General features: G+C 70.3%; 20 protein-coding genes and 1 pseudogene. 16 read left to right on the top strand and 5 right to left on the bottom strand.

What is annotated here, in order from left to right:
* Positions 1 to 104: 104 nt before the first annotated feature.
* From efeU to raiA, 8 genes are all read left to right on the top strand, one after another.
* Complete coding sequence (efeU, locus tag OG992_RS15765; protein WP_238683532.1) at positions 105 to 1004, top strand: iron uptake transporter permease EfeU; 900 nt, start codon at positions 105 to 107, stop codon at positions 1002 to 1004.
* Positions 1005 to 1026: 22 nt separating this feature from the next.
* On the top strand, positions 1027 to 2160 hold the full coding sequence (gene efeO / locus OG992_RS15760) for an iron uptake system protein EfeO (RefSeq protein WP_238683531.1): 1134 nt from the start codon (positions 1027 to 1029) through the stop codon (positions 2158 to 2160).
* Positions 2161 to 2185: 25 nt separating this feature from the next.
* Positions 2186 to 3463 (top strand): iron uptake transporter deferrochelatase/peroxidase subunit, encoded by a 1278-nt coding sequence (gene efeB / locus OG992_RS15755; protein ID WP_238683530.1) that lies wholly within the window; start codon positions 2186 to 2188, stop codon positions 3461 to 3463.
* Between the two features lie 223 nt (positions 3464 to 3686).
* Complete coding sequence (mtrA, locus tag OG992_RS15750) at positions 3687 to 4376, top strand: MtrAB system response regulator MtrA (RefSeq protein ID WP_030331519.1); 690 nt, start codon at positions 3687 to 3689, stop codon at positions 4374 to 4376.
* Between the two features lie 12 nt (positions 4377 to 4388).
* Positions 4389 to 6146 carry an MtrAB system histidine kinase MtrB gene (gene mtrB / locus OG992_RS15745; RefSeq protein WP_238683529.1) on the top strand — a complete coding sequence of 586 codons (1758 nt, stop codon included), beginning with the start codon at positions 4389 to 4391 and terminating at the stop codon, positions 6144 to 6146.
* Positions 6143 to 7954, top strand: a complete 1812-nt coding sequence (locus OG992_RS15740; protein WP_238683528.1) for an LpqB family beta-propeller domain-containing protein — start codon at positions 6143 to 6145, stop codon at positions 7952 to 7954. Before mtrB ends, OG992_RS15740 begins: the two co-directional genes overlap by 4 nt.
* Positions 7955 to 7991: 37 nt before the next feature.
* Positions 7992 to 8666, top strand: coding sequence for a ComF family protein (locus OG992_RS15735; RefSeq protein ID WP_266305210.1), 675 nt, complete (start codon positions 7992 to 7994; stop codon positions 8664 to 8666).
* Positions 8667 to 8912: 246 nt separating this feature from the next.
* Positions 8913 to 9548, top strand: a complete 636-nt coding sequence (raiA, locus tag OG992_RS15730; protein WP_210784508.1) for a ribosome-associated translation inhibitor RaiA — start codon at positions 8913 to 8915, stop codon at positions 9546 to 9548.
* A gap of 67 nt (positions 9549 to 9615) precedes the next feature.
* Here raiA and OG992_RS15725 read toward each other — a convergent pair whose 3' ends face one another.
* Entirely contained in the window at positions 9616 to 10728 is a 1113-nt protein-coding gene (locus OG992_RS15725) for a GNAT family N-acetyltransferase (protein ID WP_266303615.1), read from the bottom strand.
* Positions 10725 to 11876 carry a GNAT family N-acetyltransferase gene (locus OG992_RS15720; RefSeq protein ID WP_266303614.1) on the bottom strand — a complete coding sequence of 384 codons (1152 nt, stop codon included), beginning with the start codon at positions 11874 to 11876 and terminating at the stop codon, positions 10725 to 10727. Before OG992_RS15720 ends, OG992_RS15725 begins: the two co-directional genes overlap by 4 nt.
* A 168-nt stretch (positions 11877 to 12044) precedes the next feature.
* On the opposite strand from OG992_RS15720, the gene secA reads away from it, so the two are divergent.
* Positions 12045 to 14972 carry a preprotein translocase subunit SecA gene (gene secA / locus OG992_RS15715; RefSeq protein WP_266303613.1) on the top strand — a complete coding sequence of 976 codons (2928 nt, stop codon included), beginning with the start codon at positions 12045 to 12047 and terminating at the stop codon, positions 14970 to 14972.
* A gap of 89 nt (positions 14973 to 15061) precedes the next feature.
* Here secA and OG992_RS15710 read toward each other — a convergent pair whose 3' ends face one another.
* Together OG992_RS15710 and OG992_RS15705 are read right to left on the bottom strand one after the other, a co-directional pair.
* Positions 15062 to 15658, bottom strand: coding sequence for an Rv3235 family protein (locus tag OG992_RS15710; protein ID WP_266303612.1), 597 nt, complete (start codon positions 15656 to 15658; stop codon positions 15062 to 15064).
* A 431-nt stretch (positions 15659 to 16089) separates the two neighbouring features.
* Entirely contained in the window at positions 16090 to 16317 is a 228-nt protein-coding gene (locus tag OG992_RS15705) for a helix-turn-helix domain-containing protein (protein WP_112582381.1), read from the bottom strand.
* Between the two features lie 215 nt (positions 16318 to 16532).
* On the opposite strand from OG992_RS15705, the gene OG992_RS15700 reads away from it, so the two are divergent.
* A complete protein-coding gene (locus OG992_RS15700; RefSeq protein ID WP_238683522.1) occupies positions 16533 to 17042 on the top strand; it encodes a hypothetical protein in 510 nt (169 codons plus the stop codon).
* A gap of 250 nt (positions 17043 to 17292) precedes the next feature.
* On the opposite strand, the pseudogene OG992_RS15695 reads toward OG992_RS15700, so the two are convergent.
* Positions 17293 to 18276, bottom strand: a pseudogene (locus tag OG992_RS15695) (hypothetical protein); the annotation flags it as partial.
* A 291-nt stretch (positions 18277 to 18567) separates the two neighbouring features.
* Between OG992_RS15695 and pruA the strand changes: the two are divergent.
* The 6 genes from pruA (at position 18568) to smpB (ending at position 24444) form a co-directional block, all read left to right on the top strand.
* A complete protein-coding gene (gene pruA, locus OG992_RS15690; protein ID WP_238683520.1) occupies positions 18568 to 20196 on the top strand; it encodes an L-glutamate gamma-semialdehyde dehydrogenase in 1629 nt (542 codons plus the stop codon).
* A 175-nt stretch (positions 20197 to 20371) separates the two neighbouring features.
* Complete coding sequence (locus OG992_RS15685; RefSeq protein WP_238666587.1) at positions 20372 to 20887, top strand: PadR family transcriptional regulator; 516 nt, start codon at positions 20372 to 20374, stop codon at positions 20885 to 20887.
* A 64-nt stretch (positions 20888 to 20951) separates the two neighbouring features.
* A complete protein-coding gene (gene prfB / locus OG992_RS15680; RefSeq protein WP_238683519.1) occupies positions 20952 to 22073 on the top strand; it encodes a peptide chain release factor 2 in 1122 nt (373 codons plus the stop codon).
* Positions 22074 to 22191: 118 nt separating this feature from the next.
* Positions 22192 to 22872, top strand: a complete 681-nt coding sequence (gene ftsE / locus OG992_RS15675; RefSeq protein ID WP_030331491.1) for a cell division ATP-binding protein FtsE — start codon at positions 22192 to 22194, stop codon at positions 22870 to 22872.
* 67 nt (positions 22873 to 22939) lie between these two features.
* Positions 22940 to 23815 carry a permease-like cell division protein FtsX gene (gene ftsX / locus OG992_RS15670; RefSeq protein ID WP_238683518.1) on the top strand — a complete coding sequence of 292 codons (876 nt, stop codon included), beginning with the start codon at positions 22940 to 22942 and terminating at the stop codon, positions 23813 to 23815.
* Between the two features lie 149 nt (positions 23816 to 23964).
* On the top strand, positions 23965 to 24444 hold the full coding sequence (smpB, locus tag OG992_RS15665) for an SsrA-binding protein SmpB (protein WP_238683517.1): 480 nt from the start codon (positions 23965 to 23967) through the stop codon (positions 24442 to 24444).
* Positions 24445 to 24521 lie beyond the last annotated feature (77 nt).

Below are 24521 nucleotides of genomic sequence, written 5' to 3'. Positions count from 1 at the left end.
GGGCCCAGTGAGCTTGTCGTGAACGACTTGACGAGGGTCCTGAGCAGGGAGGAAGGTATGCCTGCCCTAAGTCAGCCAAGGCGCCTAACCTACTCGGAGCCCGGATGTTCGCCACGTACCTGATCGGTCTGCGGGAAGGGCTGGAAGCCACCCTGGTGGTCAGCATCCTGGTCGCCTTCCTGGTGAAGTCGCAGCGCCGGGACCGGCTGCCGCAGGTCTGGGCGGGCGTCGGCCTGGCCGTGGCGCTATCGGTGCTCTTCGGCTGGCTGATCGAGTACACGTCGACCTCGCTGCTGTCCCGATCCGAGGACCGTGAGTTGTTCGAGGCGATCACCTCGGTCGCCGCCGTGGTCTTCGTGACCTGGATGATCTTCTGGATGCGTCGGGCCGCCCGGACCATCGCCGGCGAACTGCGGGGCAAGCTCACCGAGGCGCTGGCCGTCGGGTCCCTCGCCGTCGCCGGCATGGCCTTCCTCGCGGTGATCCGCGAGGGCCTGGAAACCGCGCTGATCTTCTACTCGGCCGCACAGGGCGCGGCCGGCGACAGCGGCCCGCTGCTCGCGTTGATCGGTGGAATCGTCACCGCCGTGGTCCTCGGTGTGCTGCTCTACGCCAGCGCCCTGCGGATCAACCTCAGCAAGTTCTTCACCTGGACCGGCGCGCTGCTGATCCTGGTCGCCGCCGGCATCCTCAAGTACGGCGTGCACGACTTCCAGGAGGCCGGCGTCCTGCCCGGCCTGAACGACCTGGCCTTCGACATCACCGGCGCGCTCGACCCGAGCACCTGGTACGCGGCCCTGCTCGCCGGCATGTTCAACGTGACTCCCGCGCCCACCGTGCTGGAGACGATCGCCTGGGTCGCGTACGCCGTGCCGGTGCTCCTGCTCTTCCTGCGACCGGCCCGGCGCAAGCCGGCACCCACCGCGACCACCACCACCGTCACCGAGCGCGGGGCCGACACCGGCGCCGAGGCCGAGGCGGCGTCCACGCCGCAGCGTGCCTGACCCACGAGGAGAGACAGCCCAGATGCGTACTACCCAGTTCTTCGCGCTGGCCGCCGCCGGCGTGCTGGCGACGGCCGGTCTGGCCGCCTGCTCCGACTCCGACAAGGGTGACTCGGCCGCGTCCGGCGGACCGATCGTGGTCAAGGCCAGCGACACCGCCTGTGAGGTCGGCTCGACCGACCTGGGCGCCGGCACCGCCACCTTCAAGATCACCAACTCGGGCGCGAAGGTGACCGAGTTCTACGTGTACGCCGACGGCGACCGGGTGATGGGCGAGGTGGAGAACATCGCCCCCGGCCTGAGCCGCGAGCTGCACGTGGAGTTGCCGGCCGGCACGTACCAGACTGCCTGCAAGCCAGGGATGAGTGGCAAGGGCATCCGGGGCGCGCTCAAGGTGAGCGGGTCGGCGCAGCCGCTCACCGCCGACGCCGCGCTGGGTGACGCCACCGACAACTACCAGCGCTACGTCAAGAGCCAGACCACCGCTCTGTTGGACAAGACCGAGGAGTTCGTCGGGGCGGTCAAGGCCGGCGATGTGGCGAAGTCCAAGGCGCTCTACCCGGTCGCCCGCACCTACTGGGAGCGGATCGAGCCGGTTGCCGAGATCTTCGGCGACCTCGACCCCAAGATCGACGGTCGCGAGGAGGTCATCGAGGAGGGGATGGAGTTCACCGGCTTCCACCGGATCGAGAAGGACCTCTGGCAGTCCGGCGACATCAGCAAGGACGGCCCGATCGCCGACCGCCTGCTGGTCGACGTCAAGGAGATCGTGGCCAAGGCGAACGCCGAGAAGCTCTCCCCGCTCCAGCTCGCCAACGGTGCCAAAGAACTGCTCGACGAGGTGGCCAGCGGCAAGATCACCGGCGAGGAGGACCGCTACTCGCACACCGACCTGTGGGACTTCGCCGCCAACCTCGAAGGTTCCAAAGCCGCCGTGTCCGCCCTGCGGCCCGCGTTGCAGCAGCGCTCGCCGGAGCTGGTCACCCAGCTGGACACCGAGTTCACGAACGTCGAGGGGCTGCTCGGCAAACACCGCGACGGCGACGGGTGGAAGCTGCACACCGCGCTGAGCAAGGCCGAGCTCAAGGAGCTCTCCGACGGGATCAACGCGCTCGCCGAGCCGATCAGCAAGGTCGCCGCGGCCGTCGCGAAGTGACCACCTGGCAGAAAGAGTCGAGTCGATGAGCGGGAGCAGGTTCACCCGGCGCCGGGCGATCACCCTGGCCGGCGCCGGGGTGGCGGGGGTCGCCGGAGTGGCGGCCGGCGCGGGGGCGCTGCTGAACGGCTCCCACGGCCCGGCCGCGGCGAACGACCACCCGGCCGGTGCTGTGCCGTTCCACGGTGAGCACCAGGCCGGCATCGTCACCCCGGCGCAGGACCGGCTGCACTTCGTGGCCTTCGACGTGATCACCAAGGACCGGGCCCGACTCGTCGAACTGCTGGAGGAGTGGTCGGCCGCCGCCGCCCGGATGACCGCGGGGCGCGATGCCGGGGTGCTCGGTGCGGTCGGCGGAATGCCGGAGGCCCCACCGGACGACACCGGCGAGGCACTCGGCCTGCCTCCCTCGCAGCTCACCCTCACCATCGGCTTCGGGCCGACGCTGTTCCGCGACGCCGACGGGCGGGACCGGTTCGGCATCGCCGACCGTCGGCCCGCCGCCCTCGCCGAGCTGCCCAGGTTTCCCGGCGACGCGTTGCAGCCGCAGCTCTCCGGCGGCGATCTGTGCGTCCAGGCCTGCGCCAACGACCCGCAGGTAGCGGTGCACGCGATCCGCAACCTGGCCCGGCTCGGTATGGGCGTGGTGAGCGTCCGCTGGTCGCAGTTGGGCTTCGGCCGCACCTCGTCGACCTCGCGGGAGCAGGCCACCGCGCGCAACCTCTTCGGGTTCAAGGACGGCACTGCCAACCTCAAGGCCGAGGACACCGAGCTGCTACGCGACCAGTTGTGGGTGCAGCCGGGCGACGGGCCGGACTGGATGGCCGGAGGCTCGTACCTGGTGACCCGCAAGATCCGGATGCTCGTGGAGACCTGGGACCGGACCTCCCTCGCCGAGCAGGAGGAGATCGTCGGCCGGACGAAGGGCAGCGGCGCGCCGCTGGGTCGCGGCGACGAGTTCGACGAGCCCGACTTCGCCGCTCGTGGCGCGGACGGCAAGCCGGTGATCGCTGAGCACGCCCATGTCACGCTGGCCCATCCGAGTCGGAACGGCGGCGCCCAGTTGCTGCGCCGGGGTTACAACTTCGTCGACGGCTCGGACGGCCTCGGCCGGCTCGACGCGGGCCTCTTCTTCATCGCCTACCAGCGCGACCCACGCCGCCAGTTCGTACCGATCCAGACCCAGTTGGCGCGGCACGACGTGATGAACGAGTACCTGCGGCACGTCTCCAGCGGGGTGTTCGCCTGTCCTCCCGGGGTACGCGACGGCGGGGATCACTGGGGGCGTGGGCTGTTCGGCTGATTGTCGTCCGGATGGCGACAACCGGATCGGCCCGGCCTGCGGTGGCGCCAGGCGGCGCCGAAGGGGGATCATGGTGGCAGCCTGGCGACGGCCTGTTCGTGCGCCAGGCACCGCAGCCGTGGCGCCGCCGCCGCGGACCGCGATCACCGTGGTGACGGCGGCGCGAAGCGTTACCGGCGGACGCCGGTCCCACCGAACTGAATGAGGATGCAATATTAATCCCATGAGAGCCCGCGTACTGGTGGTCGACGATGACCCCGCGCTCGCCGAGATGCTCGGCATCGTGCTGCGCAGTGAGGGTTTCCTGCCCTCTTTCGTGGCGGACGGCGAGCGGGCGTTGGCCGCCTTTCGCGACAGTCGTCCCGATATCGTGCTGCTTGACCTGATGCTTCCCGGTATGAGTGGTATCGACGTGGCCCGGTCGATCCGGGCGGAGTCCGGCGTGCCCATCGTCATGCTGACCGCCAAGAGCGACACCGTGGACGTCGTGCTCGGCCTGGAGTCCGGCGCCGACGACTACGTGGTCAAGCCGTTCAAGCCCAAGGAACTGGTGGCCCGGATGCGGGCCCGACTGCGCCGAGGCGAGGACGTGGCCCCGGAGATGCTCACCATCGGGCCACCGGACAACCAGATCACCATCGACGTGCCCGCGCACACGGTGAGCCGCAACGACGAGGAGGTGAAGCTGACGCCGCTGGAGTTCGACCTGCTGGTCGCGCTCGCCCGCAAGCCACGTCAGGTCTTCACCCGCGAGGTGCTGCTCGAACAGGTCTGGGGCTACCGGCACGCGGCCGACACCCGTCTGGTCAACGTGCACGTCCAGCGGTTGCGGGCCAAGATCGAGCCGGACCCGGAGCGACCGGAAATCATCCTCACCGTGCGGGGCGTGGGCTACAAGGCAGGGACCGGATAGCCTGGTCGCACTGTGTCGACCTCGCCGCCCCCACCCTCCCCGAATACGGCTGCCCGCCGGCCCAGCGCCGGCGGGGAGCTCTGGCGTGCGGTGAGCGGTCGGGTCGCTCGTGCTGTGGGTCGGGCACACCAGACCTGGCGCCGCTCGCTCCAGGTCCGGGTCGTGACCATCACGCTGGTCGCGTCCAGCCTGCTGGTCGGCGGGTTCGCGTTCCTGATCGCTGACAAGATCACCACCATCCTGCTCGACAGCGCTCGCAGCGACGTCCGGCAGCGGGTGACCAGCGGTGCCAGCTACGCGGCCAAGCAGGTCTCCTTCTACGGGCAGCCGCAGGAGGCCCAGCTCCAGGAGACCATCGACGGCACTGTCAACTACCTGGCCGGCGGCGACCCCCAGCAGACCAGCGGGGTGGTCGTGGCGATCACCGCCGACGACTACCCCAACGACATCCAGACGCGCACCTCCCCCTCGGCGAACGTGCAGTCGCTGATCAGCCCCGAGCTGCGGGCCGCGATAGCCGACGGCAAGGTGGCCAGTCAGATCCGCACCGGGCGACTCACCGGAGAGACCACCAAATACCTGGTCTACGGCTCGCCGGTGCCCACCCGCTTCGGCCAGATCGAGCTCTACTATCTGGTCCCGCTGGGCCGGCAGGACGTCACCGCCGCCGACGCCCGCGCGACTGTGGTGGCCACCGGTGTCGCGCTGGTGATCCTGCTCGGGTTGCTCGCGGCGCTGGTCACCCGGCTGGTGGTCAACCCGGTCCGGGTCGCGGCACGAACCGCCCAGCGGCTCTCCGCGGGCCTGCTCGACCAGCGGATGGTGGTCAACGGCGAGGACGACCTGGCCCTGCTCGCCGCGTCGTTCAACCAGATGGCCACCAACCTGCAACGGCAGATTCTGCGCCTGGAAGAGATGTCCCGGTTGCAGCGCCGCTTCACCTCGGACGTCTCCCACGAGCTGCGTACCCCGCTGACCACGGTCCGGATGGCCGCCGACCTGATCTTCGCCGAGCGTGACGAGTTCGACCCGGCGGTCGCCCGTAGCGCCGAGCTTCTCCAGGCCGAGTTGGACCGATTCGAGGAGCTGCTCACCGACCTGCTGGAGATCAGCCGGTTCGACGCGGGCTTCGCCATGCTGGATTCCGAGCCGACCGACCTGGTGCCGGTGGTGCACCGGGTGGTCGACCGGCTGGCCGGCCTGGCCGAACGGGTGGGCGTACCGATCGAACTCGACCTGCCGGGCACGCCGGTCATCGCCGAGGTCGACCCGCGCCGGGTCGAGCGGGTGTTGCGCAACCTGGTCGGCAACGCCGTCGAGCACGGTGAGGCCCGCCCGGTGCTGATCACTCTCGGCATCGACGAGACGGCCGTGGCGATCACCGTCCGCGACCACGGTGTGGGGCTGAAGGTGGGCGAGGAGAAGCTGGTGTTCAACCGGTTCTGGCGGGCGGACCCGTCCCGGGCCCGGCAGACCGGGGGCACCGGGCTGGGCCTGTCGATCAGCCTGGAGGACGCACGGCTGCACGGCGGCTGGCTGGAGGCGTGGGGTGCTCCGGGGCAGGGCGCGCAGTTCCGGCTCACCCTGCCGGCCCGTGCGGGCGATCGGCTGACCACCTCACCGCTGCGGCTGGTGCCGGCCGACGCCGCCCTGCCGTTCGGCGGCCCCCGCGACGGTGGACCACTGGCCATCGGTCCCGGCACCGGCGGGGCCCTGGCGATCGGCCCGGCTCCGGCCGGAGACGGACAGCGGACGGAGGTGCGCTCGTGAGACGGCCGACTCTGCTCGGGACCCTCGGCGTGATGGTGCTGCTGGGCGCCGGCTGTGGCATTCCGGCGGCATCCGACGTGCGGGTGGACGGCAAGGGCGGTGCCGCGACCGAGGCCGGTGTGATCAGTCGGGGCAGTGAGCCACCGACGCGGACGGCCAGCGGCAGCGTCAACGAGACGTTCGTCCGCAACTTCCTGTCCGCCGCCGCCGGCGAGCCGGATCGGGCGTACGAGCGGGTCAAGGCGTTCATCGCACCGGAGGACAAGACCCGTCTACAGGACAAGAAGGGCAGCGAGGTCGCGCTGAACGTGGTCCGGCTGCGCGAGGCGGTCTACACCCTCAACAGCGACTCGACCACGACCGTGAAGATCACCGTGCAGCAGATCGGGGTGCTGCGGACCAACGGCACCCTGGCCCCACCGGTGGCGACCGAGACGGAGTACGAGTTCGGCCTGCGTAGCGCGTCCTTCAACGGTGGCGTCAACGATGACCGGGCCGGCCTCTACATCATCAACCCGCCCAACGTGCTGCTGCTCAGCGACACCGCCCTTCGGGAGTATTACCAGGACGAGACGATCTACTTCTGGAGTTCGGACCGCAGCCGCCTGGTGCCCGACCAGCGCTACCGGCCGCAGGCGGTGCCGGTCGAGCGGCAGGTCAACGAGGTGGTGAAGTGGCTGGTCGGTGGCCCCTCCGACTGGTTGCGCCCGGGAGTCGTCGGGCTGCCGGACCGCACCGAGCTGATCAACAACGCCACCGGCGGCAACGGCCGGTGGGAGGTCAACCTGGACATGTCCGGTGACGACCAGAGCGGGATCGACCAGCTGATCACGCAGATCGCCTGGTCGTTGGGCGACCTCCCCGGTCAGCTGGAGTTGAAGATCCGCAACAACGCGCAGCCCGTGGTGGACCTGGGCGAGCGACGAGACTCCCGGGAGCTCTACCCGTATGCCGCCAGCCCGCAGCGGTTCGGCGTGTACGACGGCGCGATCCACCCACTCGACTTCGAAGGCGAGCCCAGCGGCACTGTGCCGTTGACACCCGAGGCCAACCGCAACGTCGTCTCCGCCAGCCTCGGGCTGGCCAAGGACCGCCGGATCCTCGCCGCGATGGTGGTCGCCGACGGCAAGAACCGGTACCGACTCGCCGTGGGCACGGGCGCCGACCCGGTCTCCGTGATCAGCCGCAGCGCCGCCGAATACTCCTCGATCGGCCGACCGGTCTGGCTGCGTACTGTCGACAACCGCCCCAGCCGCGGCCTGGTGGTGGCCGACGGTCAGCTCTACCGGTTCGACGAGGCGGCCCGGATGTATCCGGTACCGCTCAACCTGCCCTCCGCCGCGGTCACCGCTGTGGCCGCCGCGTTGGACGGCCAGCGGGTGGCGCTGATCGCCGGCGGCCGTCTCTACGTCGCCGCTGTCAACCTCGACGGCGGCGGGGCCTCGATCGGCCCGCCCCGAGAGTTGGTCACCTCGCTGACCAACCCGACGGCTGTCGACTGGGGCAGGGAGGACCAGCTGGTGGTGGCGGGGTCGGTCGGCCAGCCGGCGATCTACGAGATCAGTGTCGACGGCGCCCTGGAGACGCCGCTGCGGACCGACCTCGGCGCCAAGGTCAACCACCTGACCGCGTACCCGACCAACCGCGGTGTGCGAGCGCCCAGCGGGGCGTACATGTACGAGGCGAACGGGGTGGCCTACCGCAGCAGCCCGTTCGAACGGATCGAGCCCGGCCGGGTACGCGACATCGCCCCGGTGCCGACCGGTGTCCGGCCGAGCAACCCGTCGGCCCCGTTCTTCCTCTACTGACACGGTGAGCGGGCTCTGGGCGGACCTCGCCGACCTGGTGCTGCCCGCCGACTGCGCCGGTTGCCGGGAGCGCCGACCCGGCCTGCGGCGGGGGGTCTGCCCAGCCTGTGTCGTGGCGCTGGGCGCACTGCGGCCACTGGCTGTCCGCCCCACCCCCGCCCCGCCGGGCCTGCCGCCCTGCGTCGCCCTCGGCCCGTACGCGGGTCCGCTGCGCGAGGCCCTGCTGGCGTACAAGGAACACGGCCGACACGGGCTTGCTCGCCCGCTCGGCGCGCTGCTCGCCGAGGTCGTCGCGGCGGCCGTCGGTGAGGCCCGTCCGCTGGCGTTGGTTCCGGTCCCGGACACCGCGGCGGCAGCGCGTTCCCGCTACGGGGACCATCTCGACCGGCTGGCCCGGCACTGTGCGGCCCGGCTCAACCGCAGCGGTTGGGTGGTGCGGGTGCACCGTCCGCTGCGAGCCTCGCCCCGGCCCGACTCGGTGACCCTGGACAGCGCCGGGCGCGCGGCGGCGGCGGAGGCGGCCTTCCAGCCCCGCTCGACGGGGCCGGTCCGGGGTGGTGCCGGGGGCGTGGCGCCGGTCGTGGTGCTGCTCGACGACATCGTCACCACCGGCGTGACCCTCGCCGCCGCGAGCCGGGTGCTGACCGCGACGGGATGGGCACCCAGTGTCGCGGCGGTGCTCGCGGCGACCGAGAAAAGACACCAGTCGTAACCGATAGTGTTTCCGTTTCACCCGTTGGTGTATGAGCTGCGAAAAATCCTGGGCCGTCTCGGCAACATGGGGTGACTGCCGGGCAAACAGGAGTTAGCGTTTCGCTGTCGGGGGTAGGAGGTCGTTCCCACCACCCTCGGCGGTGAGAGGAGGCGTAGCCGTACCAACCGGTCGACGCCAGCGGGTCTCCCCACGGCGCGCGGCCGGGTAACCGGATCGAAGACCGTCCGAAACAAGGGAGGTCACGTGGACATCGTGGTCAAGGGCCGAAACGTCGAAGTGCCGGACCATTACCGGGTACACGTAGCCGAGAAACTCGCGAAGATCGAACGCTACGACCACAAACTTATTCGCGTTGATGTCGAGCTGTTTCACGAGCGCAATCCGCGCCAAGCCGACCACTGCCAGCGGGTGGAGATCACCTGCGTTTCCCGGGGCCCGGTGATACGGGCCGAAGCCTGCACTAACGACTTCTACAGCGCGCTCGACGCGGCCATCGCGAAGCTCGACACCCGGCTGCGCCGCGCTGCCGACCGCCGCCGCGTACACCGGGGCCGGCACGCGCCGATCTCCGTCGCCGAGGCCACAGCGGGCCTGCCGGTCGCGGACCTGGTGCCCAGCGCGCTGAGCGCGCCGAGCGATGGCGCCCGCGCCGGCACCGCGGTCGCGGAGCGGGTCGAAGAGGAGCAGGACGACCAGCCGTGGCACATCGCCCGGGAGAAGGTGCACCCGGCCGAGCCGATGACCATCGACGACGCGTTGTTCGAGATGGAGCTGGTAGGCCACGACTTCTACCTGTTCCAGGACAAGGAGTCCGGCCGCCCCAGCGTCGTCTACCGGCGCCACGCGTACGACTACGGCATCATCTCCCTCGCCACCTGACGGGTAGCCGTTCCGCGTCGATCATGGAGTTGTGGTGGGGAAACGCCCACCACAACTCCATGATCCGTCAGCGGAGGTCGGCGGGTAGCAGCGCGAAGGTCAGGTCGTCCAGGCGGGCGCCGGCCAGCCCGGGCAGCCGGCCGCGCTGAAGGGCCTCGCGCCGAAAACCCACCCGCTCCAGCACCCGGTGCGACGCGGTGTTGTCCGGCACCGTGCCGGCCGACAGCCGGGCGACACCGGCCGAGCCGAACGCCCACTCCGCGAGCAACCGGACCGCCCGCGTCGCGTACCCCCGGCCGCGCCAGTCCGGCAGCAACGCGTAGCCGACCGACGCCTCGCCGGCGCCCGCGTCGGTGTACGACACGCCGCAACTGCCCACGGGCTCGCCGCTGGCCACGTCCGTGATCAGCAGTCGGGCGATCTCGCCGGTCAGCCAGCCGCTCTGCGCGAGACGACAACGCCGCTCGATCGCCTCGCGGGTCGGCGGCACCGGCGGCGCCTGGTTCGCCACCACCTCGGGTCGGCTGTGCAGCCGGTACATCAGCGCCGCGTCGTCCGGCCCGAGTGGGCGCAGCGCCACCACCTCGTCGGTGAGCACCCCGCCGGGCAGGTCGGGCAACAGCCGGGCGGCCGGGCCGGGCGGATCACCGGCGACACGTACCCAGGCCAGCAGGTCGTGCCGACCCGCGTCGCGGGACGCGCCGGCCGACCGGCGCAGACCCTCGTAGCGGAAGCCGGCGGCCAACGCGACCCGCTGGCTCGACCCGTTCTCCGGTTCGGTGAGCAGCTCCAGTCGGGCCGCGCCGACGGCGAACGCGTGCTCGCTCAGCGCGCGCGTCGCCGCGGTGGCCAGCCCGCGACCGCGCGCCGCCGGTCGCATCCAGTAGCCGATCTCCACCTGACCCCGGGCGGGCACCGGGTTGTTCAACCCCACCGCGCCGAGCAGCCGGTCGGTGGCGGGGTCCGCGACGGCGTACGCCGTGCCGCCGCCGGCCCAGGCCGCCGGGGCGCCGACGTCGATCCACCAACGGGCGTCGGCATCGGTGTACGGCGTCGGCAGGTTCGACACGAACCGTTGAGTCAGCGCGTCCGCGCAGCCGTCGACCACGTCGGGACTGTCCTCCGCGCGAAACGGGCGCAGCCGCACCCCGTGCGCCTCGACGACCGCCCGCAGACTCATCTCAGATCCTTCGCGAGAAGCGCCCCGACCCACACGTCCACCCGCTCGCCCCGGTGCGGCACGCCGCCCCGGGCGATCCCCTCGATCAGGAAGCCCGCCTTCTCCGCCGCCCGACGGGAGGCGGTGTTGCCCACATTCGCCTTCCACTCGATCCGCGCCAGGCCCAACGTGCTGAAGCCCCAGGCGCTGACCGCGACCAGCGCGGCGGACAGGTAGCCCCGGCCCCGGGCCGCCGGCGCGGTCATGAAGCCGACGTCGGCCACCAGCGGGTCGGCGGGGGAGAGCCGCAGGTCGAGCGTGCCCGCGTACCGGTCGTCGGAGTCGGCGATCACGAAGCAGGCGGCGTCCCCCCGAGCCCAGGCGTCCCGGCCGTAGGTCTGATAGCCCTGCGCGTCGGCGCGCTCGTACGGGTCCGGCACTGTCGTCCAGCGGATGCTCTCCGGGTCCCGGCAGGTCTGCACCACGGCGTCCAGGTCCTTCTCCTCCATGGGCCGCAGCCGCAGCTCGCCGGTCCCGGTCTCGGCGAACAGAACGGGCTGCGGGCGGCCGAAGACGGCGGCGCGCCGGGCGGCGAGGGTGCCCGGTCCGGCCGGACCGGTCGACCCGGCGGCCGGTACCTCGCCCGGCAGCAGTGAGCCGATCCAGCCGTCCGCGCTGCCGGGCAGCGCCGGGTTGGCCAGCCGCAACCTGCCGTCGATCCGGAAACCGGCCCGGAGGGCCACCAGCCGGGAGGCGTGGTTGCCCACCTCGGCCTGCCAGAGGAGCCGGCGAAGCCCGAGGGCGTCGAAGGACCAGCGGGCCACCGCCCGGGTGGCCCGGACCATCACGCCCCGACCACGAGCCCAGGGTGCCGTCCAGTAGCCGATCTCACCGGTGCCGTCCTTGTCGATCGAGTTGAGCCCGTTGGAACCCAGCAGCTCCCCGGTGCTCGGGTCGCAGACCGCGAACGGCGCTCCGGTGCCCTCGGCCCAGGCCTTCGGGCTCATCTCGGTGACAAATCCGTGGGCGTGTTCCGGCCGGTACGGGCGCGGTACGTTGGTCCAACGCTGAATGTCCGGGTCCTGGCAGGCTCGGTGCACTGTCTCGGCGTCGGTCTCCCGCCAGGGCCGCAGCAGCACGCCGTCCTCGATGATCTCCACGGGCTCCACTCGTGCATCCTGCCGTAGCGTTCGCCGACGGCGTAACCGGATAACGTTTGGAGCGTGCGCAGGACGCGAGTTTTGTCGGGTTCGGCGGGGTCGAGCACCGCCACCAGTGACCATCGGGCCGATGGAGCGCCTACGATGGTTCGAGACTGTCTAGGGGAGCGTTGATCCGTGTCGATTCTGGAAAAGGTCCTTAACGCGGGCGAGGGCCGCATGGTGCGACGGCTCAAGGCCATCGCCGCCGCCGTCAGCTCGATCGAGGACGACTACGTCAACCTCACCGACGAGGAACTGGCCGGCATGACCGAACAGTTCCGGGAGCGGCTCGACGAGGGTGAAACCCTCGACGACCTGCTGCCGGAGGCGTTCGCGGTGGCCCGCGAGGCGGCCGCCAGGGTGCTCGGCCAGCGCCCGTACGACGTCCAGGTGATGGGCGGCGCGGCGCTGCACTTCGGCAACATCGCCGAGATGAAGACCGGTGAGGGTAAGACGCTGACCTCGGTCATGGCCGTCTACCTCAACGCGCTCTCCGGCAAGGGCGTCCACGTGATCACGGTCAACGACTACCTCGCCCAGCGTGACGCGGCGTGGATGGGCCGGGTGCACGAGTTCCTCGGGCTGACCGTCGGCGTGGTGCTGCCCAACCGGCCGGCCAGTGAGCACAAGGCCGCCTACGAGTGCGACATCACCTACGGCACCAACAACGAGTTCGGCTTCGACTACCTGCGCGACAACATGGCGTGGTCGAAGGAAGAGCTGGTGCAGCGCGGGCACAACTTCGCGGTGGTCGACGAGGTCGACTCCATCCTGATCGACGAGGCCCGCACCCCGCTGATCATCTCCGGCCCGGCCGAGCACTCCGCCCGCTGGTACGGCGAGTTCGCCGGTGTGGTGGCCCGGCTCCAGGCCGGCACCGACGGCGAGGGCGACTACGAGGTCGACCACTCCAAGCGCACCATCGCGGTGACCGAGCGGGGTGTCGCCAAGGTCGAGGACCGGCTCGGCATCGACAACCTGTACGAGTCGGTGAACACCCCCCTGGTCGGCTACCTCAACAACGCCATCAAGGCCAAGGAGCTCTACAAGCGCGACAAGGACTACATCGTCAGCGACGGTGAGGTCCTGATCGTCGACGAGTTCACCGGTCGCATCCTGCACGGCCGTCGCTACAACGAGGGCATGCACCAGGCGATCGAGGCCAAGGAGGGGGTGGAGATCAAGCAGGAGAACCAGACCCTGGCCACCATCACCCTCCAGAACTACTTCCGCCTCTACGAGAAGCTGTCCGGGATGACCGGTACGGCGCAGACCGAGGCGAGCGAGTTCAACAAGGTCTACAAGGTCGGCGTCGTGACCATCCCGACCCACCGCCCGATGGTTCGCGAGGACCGGCCCGACGTCATCTACAAGACGGAGAAGGCCAAGTTCAACGCCGTCATCGAGGACATCGCCGAGCGGCACCAGATGGGTCAGCCGGTGCTGGTAGGCACCGTCTCGGTGGAAAACTCCGAGATCCTCTCCCAGTTGCTGCGCCGCCGTGGCATCCCGCACAACGTGCTGAACGCCAAGTTCCACGCGCGGGAGGCCGAGATCGTCGCCCAGGCCGGGCGTAAGGGCGCGGTCACCGTGGCGACCAACATGGCCGGCCGCGGCACCGACATCCTGCTCGGTGGCAACGCCGAGTTCCTCGCCGCGAACGAGCTGCGCCAGCGCGGCCTCGACCCGCTGGAGAACGAGGAAGAGTACGCCAAGGCGATGGAGGAGGTCCTTCCCACCTGGAAGCAGGCCTGCGACGCCGAGGCGGAAGAGGTCTCGGCCGCTGGCGGCCTCTACGTGCTGGGCACCGAGCGGCACGAGTCCCGGCGGATCGACAACCAGTTGCGTGGTCGCGCCGGCCGGCAGGGCGACCCGGGCGAGTCCCGCTTCTACCTGTCCCTTCAGGACGAGCTGATGCGGCGCTTCCGGGCCGGAGCGGTCGAGGCGGTGATGGAGCGCTTCAACATCCCGGAGGACGTGCCCATCGAGTCGAAGATGGTCACCCGGCAGATCAAGAGCGCCCAGGCCCAGATCGAGGGCCAGAACGCCGAGATCCGCAAGAACGTGCTCAAGTACGACGAGGTGCTCAACAAGCAGCGCCAGGTCGTCTACGCCGAGCGGCTCCGGGTGCTCAACGGTGAAGACCTCTCCGACCAGGTCCGCAACATGATCGACGACACCGTCGAGGCGTACGTGCGGGGCGCCACCTCCGACGGCTACGGCGAAGACTGGGACCTCGAGCAGCTCTGGTCCAGCCTCAAGCAGCTCTACCCGGTCGGCGTGACGATCGAGGAGTTGGAAGAGGAAGCCGGTGGCTCCCGGGCCGGCATGGACGCCGACTTCCTGGTCGCCCGCCTCAAGGACGACGCCAACGCCGCGTACGACAGGCGTGAGGAGCAGCTCGGCACCGAGGGGGTGCGCCAGCTCGAGCGGATGGTGCTGCTCCAGGTCATCGACCGCAAGTGGCGCGAGCACCTCTACGAGATGGACTACCTCCAGGAGGGCATCAACCTCCGGGCGTACGCCCAGCGCGACCCGGTGGTGGAATACCAGCGCGAGGGCTTCGACATGTTCGCCACCATGATGGACGGCATCAAGGAGGAGACCGTCGGTTTCCTCTACAACGTCGACGTCCAGGTGACCGAACCGGAGCCGGAGGAGGGGGCCGACGAGGTCACCCTGCTCGACAAGCCGGTGGAGATCCGGGCCAAGGGCCTCAACCAGGCCCCGCGGCGGCAGGGTCTGCAATACTCCGCCCCCACCATCGACGGTGAGGCCAGCCCGGGTGCGGTCGCCGTGGAGCAGGCCGAGCAGCAGGCTCCGGCGCTGGGTGTGGGCCGACCGTCTCCGGGTGCTCCTGCGGCACCGGGGCAGAGTGCGCCGTCCGCTCCGCAGCGGCCGGCATCCGGGCTGCGTGGCCCGGCAGTTCCGTCGGCCGCCGCCCGTCGGCCGGCACCGAACCAGGCGGAGGCGAGCAACGGCCCGTCCCGCAACGCGCCGTGCCCGTGTGGCTCGGGCCGCAAGTACAAGCGCTGCCACGGCGCTCCCAACGGCGGCAACTGAACCGACAGCGTCTGACCGACGGGTCCCGGCCGACCAGGCCGGGGCCCGTCGGTGTCTTCTCAGCCTCGCCGGCGACCGGGCAGGTGGGGTCAGAGCACGTGCAGGGCAACGCAGAGCCAGCGGCCCCGGCGATGTTCGAGGCGCAGGGCCATCGCCCAACTTCGGCCGCCCGCGCCGGTGAGGACGGCTGCCGCCTCCACCGTGGCCTCCCGGGGTTCACAGACGCGTAGGCGTTGCAGCCGGACCAGTGGTCGGCCGCTACGGCGGCGGGATGCCCCGGCCCGGCCGGATGCGCGGGCGAGTTCGGTCAGGAGGTCGCCCGCCCGGGCCGGGTCGAGCAGCGCTCGCACCTGGGCCGGCGAGCGGTAGCCGTTGACCACCTCCAGGCAGGTGCCGACGAAGCGGTGCGCGGCCCGGGTGGTTTCCGGAGCGGTCGACGGCGGCAACGACGCGACCGGATGGGTGGTGGTGGACCGGCTGGGCACCGGGCGCAGTGCTGCTCGCCGCTCCGGCGGCCGGACCGGGCTGGGCCGGGTGGAGGCGAACAGGTCGAGGGCGAGTTGACCGTCGGTCGGCGCCGGCCAGTACGACCCGTCGATCTCGTCGACGTACGGCGGGTCGAAGGGCGGGACGGGGCGCAGCCGAACGGGTGGTCGGGAGGGACCGGGTCGCGCTCCGCTCATCATGGCCCCCTCGATCTTGCGTTTACCTTCGTTTGCCTCCGACAAGCTCGATTCTGAGCGACGGAACGGCCTCGGTCAATGGCCTTGTGGTGGCCTCCGCCCGACAAGGCGCTTGATCCACTCGGGTTCCTTGATGTCGCGCGGTCCCAGCGACCCCAACACCCCGACTTCCGTAAAGCCGAGTGGATCATGCTCTGGGACGGGCGGACACGCGGACGGGCGAGGTCAGACGGCCAGGCAGGTCAGGTCGGGCGGGCCGGGGCGCGCTGGGCGGGCCGGGGCGCGCTGGGCGGGCAGGTCAGGTGGGGCGGGCCGGGGCGCGGCGGGCGGGGCAGGCCAGGCGGAGCGTGCCAGGCCAGGCGGGTGCGGGCTGAGGCTGAGCGGGGTGGGGTGGGCTGGGCGGCGCACGAAGGCCCAGGCCGGGCCAGGCTTTGCTACTCGGGGTCGCGGTCGATGAGCGGGTTGCTCTGCACCCAGTCTGCCGTCTCGTCGTATTTGCGCGCTATGTACTCCTCCAGCCGGGCGCGCTCGACGCGCCACTGGCCGCGCCCGCCGATCTTGATCGCCGGCAGTTCGCCGCTGCGCACCATGTGGTAGACCTGCGAGTCCGACACGTTGAGCTCGGCCGCCACGTCGGAGAGCAGCAGGAACCTCGGCTCCACAGAAACTCCCGGGGTTGATGTCGTTTGGCTCAGTTTGCCACCGACAGCCCTCGCCGCCCAGCACCGGACCGGGTCGGTGGCGGACCAACCGCGCGGGACACACCGGCTGGGAACTTCCTCCGGCCGGAGGCGGGGTGTATGACGGTCACGGCGTGCGGCATGATCTGCGCCCGTGCCGGCGGCCGCCGGTGGAGGACGACGCGGGGAGACGACCGGTGACCGACGAGCTTGTCCGGGTGTACGTGCCGGCGACCGTACCGATGCTGGCCCGGCTGCGTGCGGAGGGGCTGTCCGCCGACCAGGCGCACGCAGTGACCCCGGCGCTGCGCGAGTGGTACGCCGAGGGTGACGAGGAGGAGTTGGAGTACGTCGCCTTCACCCGGGCTGCCCAGGACGCCCTGCACCTGCTCCGGGCCGATCCGACAGCTCCCCGCCGTCGCGTCGTCATCTCGGTCGACCTGCCGTCGGCGGCGATCGGGCGCGGCGACGGTGAGCTGGGCTCCAGCGCTGTGACGTTGACCGACTCCGTGCCGGTGGGCGCCGTCGCGGCCATTCATGTGGACGGCACGGACGCGGCCGAGGAAGTCGGCGCGGCGGCCGACGTGGTGGCCGAGGCGGCGGCTGGTGACCCGGACGCCCAGTTCACAGTCGACGGCGCCGAGGACCACGAGCTGGAGTGGTACGACGTGACGGAGCTGGACCAGGTGCTGAGCGCGACCGACTGAGCCGGGCGCCCCCAGGCGGCAGCCGGAGGCGAGCACCGGCCCCGGTGAGGCGTCAGCGTGCCGGGTCCGCCTTTGCCGGGTCCGCGTCGGGCGTCTTGGCCGCGTCGCCGTCGAACGTCTCGGCCGGGTCGGCGTCGAACGCCTTGGCCGGGTCGGCGTCGAACTTCTCGGCCGGGTCGGCGTCGAACGCCTTGGCGTAGCCCGGCTTGTCGTCCGCCGGGTCTGCCTGGTCCGCGACCGGGTTCGGCACCTGCGCCGGTTCGTCGTCGTCACCGTGGGTCGGGCTGAGTGTGCGGCCGAACGCGATGAGCGCGGTCAGCGCCCCCACGAACAGCACCCAGATGCCGTTGTCCACCCGCGAGGTGCCCAGCGAGGTCTGCGCCACCGCGTCCGCCTCACTGAGCGCGCTGGCGAGGTCGAGCAGCGACCGGCCGCCGACTCTGATGATCACTTCGGCGAGCAGCAGGAGGAGCCCCGGCCCGGCGCCGGCGAGCAGGTACGCCGGCCAGCGCAGCGCCGGTGCCTCGGGATCGCGGCGAACGGCTCGACGCCGTGCCCAGGTCAGGTAGCCGAAGGCCAATAGCCCGGCGAGCAGCCCGGCGACGAGCGATTCGGTACGGGACACCCACTTGGCCGCGTTGATCAACGATTCCTGGCTGTCGCCGGAGCCGAAGAGGTCGAACAGCGGATCCCGGGCGCGGCTGAACGCGACAACGAAGATCAGCGTGCCCAGCGCGGCGGTGACCACAGCACCGACCGCCGGTGCGGTCCGCGCGCCGGCCAGCGCGCCCCCGATGATCGCCGCGGCTGCCGTGGTGCCGGCGATCACGTTGGTGGTGGACGTGTCGAAGTAGGTGAGGTTGATGGCCACCGCGGCAGCGAGCCCGACCAGCATTCCGCCGCCGATCGCCCCGGCGAAGCGCAGAGTGGCCCAGTCGCCGTACCGGCGGGCCAGCAGGTTGCCAGCGGCCAGCGCGACGGCCGCCCCGGCCACCAGCGCGGCCGAGATCACGCCGGGCAGGGCGAACGCGGAGAGGCTGATCGCGGTGACCCCGGCCGCCGCCGAGGTGATTGCCTCCCGGGTGGACCAGAGCATGGCGGCAAGCCAACCGAGCGCCAGCAGCGCGAGCACTGCGGCGCCGGGGGCGGGCAGCGGCCGACTGCCGGCGATGGCCGGGTCGACAGCCGGCTCGTCCGACTCAGCGGCCGGGACGCGGCCGGGCTGCTTGGTCATCGTCTCCCCTTCGAGGCGGCAGGTCACCGACCATTCAGGGTACGCGGGCCCGCTGGGCTGCCTGTCGCCCCGGGACAGCGGGACGGATCGAGACCGGTCGGTAAGGAGAGGAGGGGTGGGGCGGTCCTTGGCGCAGGGCGGTGGCGGAAGTGGGTCGCGTGGCCCGTCGTGGGAGAATCAGGGGAGGTCCCGCCGCTGCTCGGCCTCCCGTGCGGCGTCCGGTGTCCGGCCATCCGGTCGGTGCCCGCGGGTCCGGTTTCGCCACTGCTGTCGAGATCGCCAGGAGCCTTGATGGATGCCGTGTTCTCCGTTCCCGAGCCGCGCAACGAGCCGGTTCGCAACTACGAGCCGGGCAGCCCCGACCGGGACCGGCTCCAGCGGCGGCTGACCGAGCTCGCCGCCGAGCGCATCGACCTGCCGATGACCATCGGCGGTGAGCAGCGGATGGCCGGCGGTGACCCGATCAACGTGGTGCAGCCGCACAAGCACGCCCACGTGCTGGGGGTGACCGCGCACGCCACCCACGACGACGCGCGTGCCGCGACCAAGGCGGCCAAGGACGCCGCGCCGATGTGGCGGGCGCTGCCCTTCGAGGAGCGCGCCGCGATCTTCCTGCGCGCCGCCGAGTTGCTCGCAGGTCCCTGGCGGGACACGCTCAACGCCGCCACCATGCTCGGTCAGTCGAAGACCGCGATCCAGGCGGAGATCGACGCGGCGTGCGAGTTCATCGACTTCCTGCGGTTCAACGTGCACTTCGCGCGTCGCCTGCTCGAGGAGCAGCCGGCGTCCTCGCCCGGCGTCTGGAACCGCTTCGACCACCGCCCGCTGGAGGGCTTCGTCTACGCGGTCACCCCGTTCAACTTCACCGCCATCGCCGGCAACCTGCCGTCGGCGCCGGCCCTGCTGGGCAACACGGTGGTCTGGAAGCCGGGCCCGACCCAGCAGTTCGCCGCGCACTTCACCATGCGGCTGTTCGAGGCCGCCGGCCTGCCGCCCGGCGTGATCAACATGGTCACCGGCCGGGGCGAGGAGGTCTCGGACGTCGTGCTCGCCGACCCGGATCTGGCCGGCATCCACTTCACCGGTTCGACGAAGGTCTTCCAGCAGTTGTGGCGGACCGTGGGCGACAACATCTCGCGTTACCGGGGCTACCCGCGCCTGGTCGGCGAGACCGGCGGCAAGGACTTCGTCGTCGCGCACACCAGCGCCGACGTGGACGCGCTGCACACCGCGCTGATCCGTGGCGCGTACGAGTACCAGGGCCAGAAGTGCTCGGCGGCCTCGCGGGCGTACGTGCCGCGCTCGATCTGGGAGGGTGGGCTTCGGGACCGGCTGGCCGCCACCGCCGACTCGCTGACCTACGGTGACGTGGCCGACTTCGGCAACTTCGGCGGCGCCGTGATCGACGACAAGGCGTTCGCCCGGCACACCGCCGCGCTGGAGCTGATCGCCGGCGACGACAGCTGCCGGGTGCTGGCCGGTGGCACCGCCGACGACTCGGTCGGCTACTTCGTGCGACCGACGCTCTTCGAGTGCGGCGACGCCGCCCACGAGACCTTCACCACCGAGTACTTCGGGCCGATCCTGGGCGTGCACGTGTTCGACGACGCCCGGTTCGACGAGGTCGTCGCGCAGGCGGAGTCGATCGCCCCGTACGCGCTGACCGGTTCGGTGTTCGCCACCGACCGCCGGGTCGTCGAGTCGGTCGGCGAGCGCATGCGGTACGCGGCCGGCAACTTCTACATCAACGACAAGCCGACCGGCGCTGTGGTCGGGCAGCAGCCCTTCGGTGGCGCCCGCGCCAGCGGCACCAACGACAAGGCCGGCTCCTGGCTGAACCTCGTCCGCTGGATCTCCCCGCGGACGATCAAGGAGACCTTCGTGCCGCCGACCGACCACACGTACCCTCACATGGGCTGACCGGCGACGACCCGCCGGCGGCGCGTGGGCGCCGCCGGCGGACGCCCGGAATGTGGCAATCCATCGATAGTCCTCAACGGACAGTCTGCCGCCGACAGTGCACTTAGGAAGTCCTGTCGGGTGGCAAACCGGCAAATCCTGGACGCCGGGTGCGCAAAGTGGCAGCGTAGTGGCCATGGCGGATTCCGGAGTCAACCCTACGGCGGCGGCCCTGCTCGGCCTCCTCCACGAGGGCCCGATGACAGGCGGTCAGTTGATGGCCGCCGCTGAGCGCCGTCTGGCGCCGTACTGGTCGATGACCCGCAGTCAGGTGTACCGCGAGTTGCCGGTGCTGGCTGAGCGGGGTTACGTGCGGCTCGGTAAGCCGGGCCCGCGGATGAGCCAGCCCTACGCACTCACCGCCAGCGGAAAACGAACGTTTTCCCGCTGGCTCGCGGAGAACCCGGGGCGGGACACCATCCGCAACCCGATAGCGCTCCGGATGGCTTTCGGCAACCTGCACTCCGCCAGCCAGCTGAAGGGCCTGTACGCCTCGGCCAACGAATACCACACCGAGGCCCTCGCCCAGGTCCGGGAGCAGGTGAAGAACGCCAAACGGGACGGCGAGACGTACGACGCCAGCGCGCTGGAGTTCGCCGTCGCCTACCACCGGGCGGCCCTGTCGTGGTTGAAGTCCGCCCCCGTCGGGTGACGGTCAGCGGGTTCGCGCATAGGGAACGAGCTGCTCCGCTCCCGGCACAGTACGCTTGCTTGTCGTGACCGCTGCCGATTACGCCGAACAGCTCAAGGAACTCGACGCGACCCTGCGAAACATCGAGGCCGTCCTCAACCTCGACCGGCTCCACGAGGACAAGGCCCGCCTGGAGCAGGAGGCCTCCGCCCCCGACCTGTGGGACGACCAGGCCAAGGCCCAGCAGGTGACCTCGCAGCTGTCGTACGTCAACGGCGAGATCAGCAAGCTGGGCAGCCTGCGTTCCGGCCTCGACGACGCCCAGGTCCTGTTGGAGCTGGCCGAGGCCGAGGCCGACCCGGGCGTGTTGACCGAGGTCGAGTCGGAGATCACCGGGCTGACCAAGGCCATCCAGGAGATGGAGGTCCGCACCCTGCTCTCCGGCGAGTACGACTCCCGGGAGGCGCTGGTCGCCATCCGGGCCGGCGCGGGTGGCGTGGACGCCGCGGACTTCGCCGAGATGCTGCTGCGGATGTACCTGCGCTGGGCGGAGCGGCACGGCTACCCGACCGAGGTCTACGAGACCTCGTACGCCGAGGAGGCGGGCCTGAAGTCGGCCACCTTCGCGGTCAAGGTGCCGTACGCGTACGGCACGCTCAGCGTCGAGTCGGGCACGCACCGGCTGGTCCGGATCAGCCCGTTCGACAACCAGGGTCGTCGGCAGACCAGCTTCGCGGGCGTCGAGGTTCTGCCGGTCACCGAGCAGACCGACCACATCGACATCCCCGAGAACGAGGTCCGGGTCGATGTCTACCGCTCCTCCGGGCCGGGTGGGCAGAGCGTCAACACCACCGACTCGGCCGTGCGCCTGACGCACGTCCCGACCGGCATCGTGGTGACCTGCCAGAACGAGAAGTCCCAGTTGCAGAACAAGGCCTCCGCGCTGCGGGTGCTCCAGGCCCGACTGCTGGAGCGCAAGCGCCAGGAGGAGCAGGCCAAGCTCGAGGGTCTCAAGGAGAATGCGGCCGGCTCGTGGGGCGACCAGATGCGCTCCTACGTCCTGCACCCGTATCAGATGGTGAAGGATCTCCGAACCGAGCAGGAGACCGGCAATCCGAGCGCGGTCTTCGACGGCGAGTTGGACAGCTTCATCGAGGCGGGTATCCGTTGGCGCAAGCGGCGGCAGCTCGCCGGCGACGGTGCGTGACGGCGCGCGGGCGGAGCGCGTCATCGATCTCCAGGTAGAGGCCTGATTCGACGACTCGTGCCGGATCGGCGGGGCGTGGGGCTTGGCTCAGTTGTTACACCGCGTAGACTCACCACCCGTGATTCAGCTTGAGCAAGTGACGAAGACGTACCCGAAGGCGTCCCGGCCTTCGCTCGACAACGTGTCCGTCTCGATCGAGAAGGGCGAGTTCGTCTTCTTCATCGGTCCATCCGGCTCCGGCAAGTCCACGATCATCAAAATGCTGCTGCACGAGGTGGCCCCCAACAAGGGGCGCGTCGTCGTCAACGGCAAGGACGTCACGTCGATGCGCTCCTGGAAGCGACCCCACTTCCGGCGCTCGATCGGCTGCGTCTTCCAGGACTTCCGGCTGCTGCCCAACCGCACCGCCTACGAGAACGTGGCGTTCGCCCTCGAGGTGATCGGCAAGACGAAGGCGGTTGCCCGCCGGGTCGTGCCGGAGGTGCTGGAGCTGGTCGGGCTCGGTGGCAAGGAGCACCGCTACCCGCACGAGCTCTCCGGTGGTGAGCAGCAGCGGGTCGCCGTCGCCCGGGCGTTCGTGAACCGTCCGCTGATCCTGCTGGCGGACGAGCCCACCGGAAACCTGGACCCGGACACCTCGATCGAGATCATGCGCCTGCTGGACCGGATCAACCGCACCGGCACGACCGTCGTGATGGTCACCCACGACTCCAACATCGTGAACCAGATGCGCCGCCGCGTCGTTGAGATTGAGAGCGGTCGCATCGTGCGTGACCAGGCCCGCGGCGTCTACGGGTGAGCCGGCGCTCCACCCCTGCGCAGCCTGACGACGAACACCTCATGCCGGAGACCCGGAGGAAATCCCGATGCGCGTGAAATACGTCCTGTCCGAGGTACTGGTCGGACTGTGGCGCAACGTGACCATGTCCATCGCGATGATCATCACGATGGCGGTCTCGCTGACCATGCTCGGCGCCAGCGGTCTCATGTACCGCCAGGTCGACGACATGAAGGACCTCTACTACAAGAACATCGAAGTCTCGATCTTCTTGACCCAGGAGGTGACCGAGCAGGAGCGCACCGAACTCCAGACCAAGCTCGACAGCGACCCCCTGGTCAAGGACGTCCTCTACGTCAACAAGGACGAGGCGTACAAGCGCTTCAAGGAGATGTACCAGGACGCGCCGGACCTGGTGAACGCGGTCAAGCCGGACCAACTGCCCGAGGCGTTTCGGCTCAAGCTGAACAACCCGGAGCAGTACAAGAACGTCTACGACCAGTACAAGGACACCGCTGGCGTCGAGGAGATCATCGACCAGAGTCGACTGCTCGACAAGATCTTCAACATCCTCACCTCGATCCAGAACATCGCCCTGGCTGCCGCCATCGTGATGGCGGTCGCCGCCCTGCTGCTGGTCGCGAACACCATTCAGGTGGCCGCGTACAGCAAGCGGCGTGAGGTGGCGGTCATGAAGCTGGTCGGCGCGTCCAACTGGTTCATCCAGGCGCCGTTCGTGCTGGAGGCCGTGGTGGCCGGCCTGATCGGTTCACTGCTCGGTCTGGTGGCCCTGGTCGCGGCGAAGTATCTGCTCTTCGACGGGTCGTTGAGCGCGTTGCAGGGTCTGCTCTCGCCGATCACCTGGGGCGACATCCTGTTCATCTTCCCGTTGATGGCTGGCGTCGGTGGTCTGGTCAGCGCGGGTACCGCCTGGATCACCCTGCGCTTCTACCTGCGGGTCTAGGCACCGTACGGGTCGTCCCGTGGTCTCCCGAGGACCCTCCCGCAGCCGGAAATAAACGGCGCGGGAGGGTCCTTGTCATTCGGGTAGCATGATCGGTTGTCCGGCCGGGGTGAGCCCGGCCACGGACGCCTGGAGAGGGGGTGGCACCGATGCCACGGGAAAAGGGGCGCAAGGTGGTCGCCTCCAACAAGAAGGCGCGTCACGACTACGCCATCTTCGACACGTACGAGGCGGGCATGGCGCTGACCGGCACCGAGGTCAAGTCGCTGCGGGCCGGGCGGGCGTCACTTGTCGACGCGTTCGGGCAGGAACGTGACGGCGAGTTGTTCCTGCACGCGATGCACATCCCGGAGTACACCCAGGGCACCTGGACCAACCATGAGCCCCGGCGTACCCGCAAGCTGCTGCTCAACCGGGGCGAGATCGACAAGCTCCTCGGCAAGACCCGTGAGGGCGGTTTCACCATCGTCCCGTTGCAGGTCTACTTCTCGGACGGCTGGGCCAAGGTCGAGATCGCCCTGGCCAAGGGCAAGAAGTCGTACGACAAGCGTCAGGACCTCGCCAAGCGGGACGCGGACCGGGAGATCGCCCGGGTGTCCGGTCGACGCGGCAAGGGCATGGACGATTAGTTCATCCTGTTTGTCCGGGTCGGCGTGCCGGCCCGGGGCTCGGGATGAAAGCTGTTGCGGCAGGCGTTAGTCTTGTC

Origin of the sequence: Micromonospora sp. NBC_00362 (assembly GCF_026342155.1) — a bacterium.
In the GTDB taxonomy this organism is placed as follows: Bacteria; Actinomycetota; Actinomycetes; order Mycobacteriales; family Micromonosporaceae; genus Micromonospora; species Micromonospora hortensis.
Note: the sequence above shows the minus strand (reverse complement) of the source record. Positions and strands in the feature narration are given on the sequence as shown.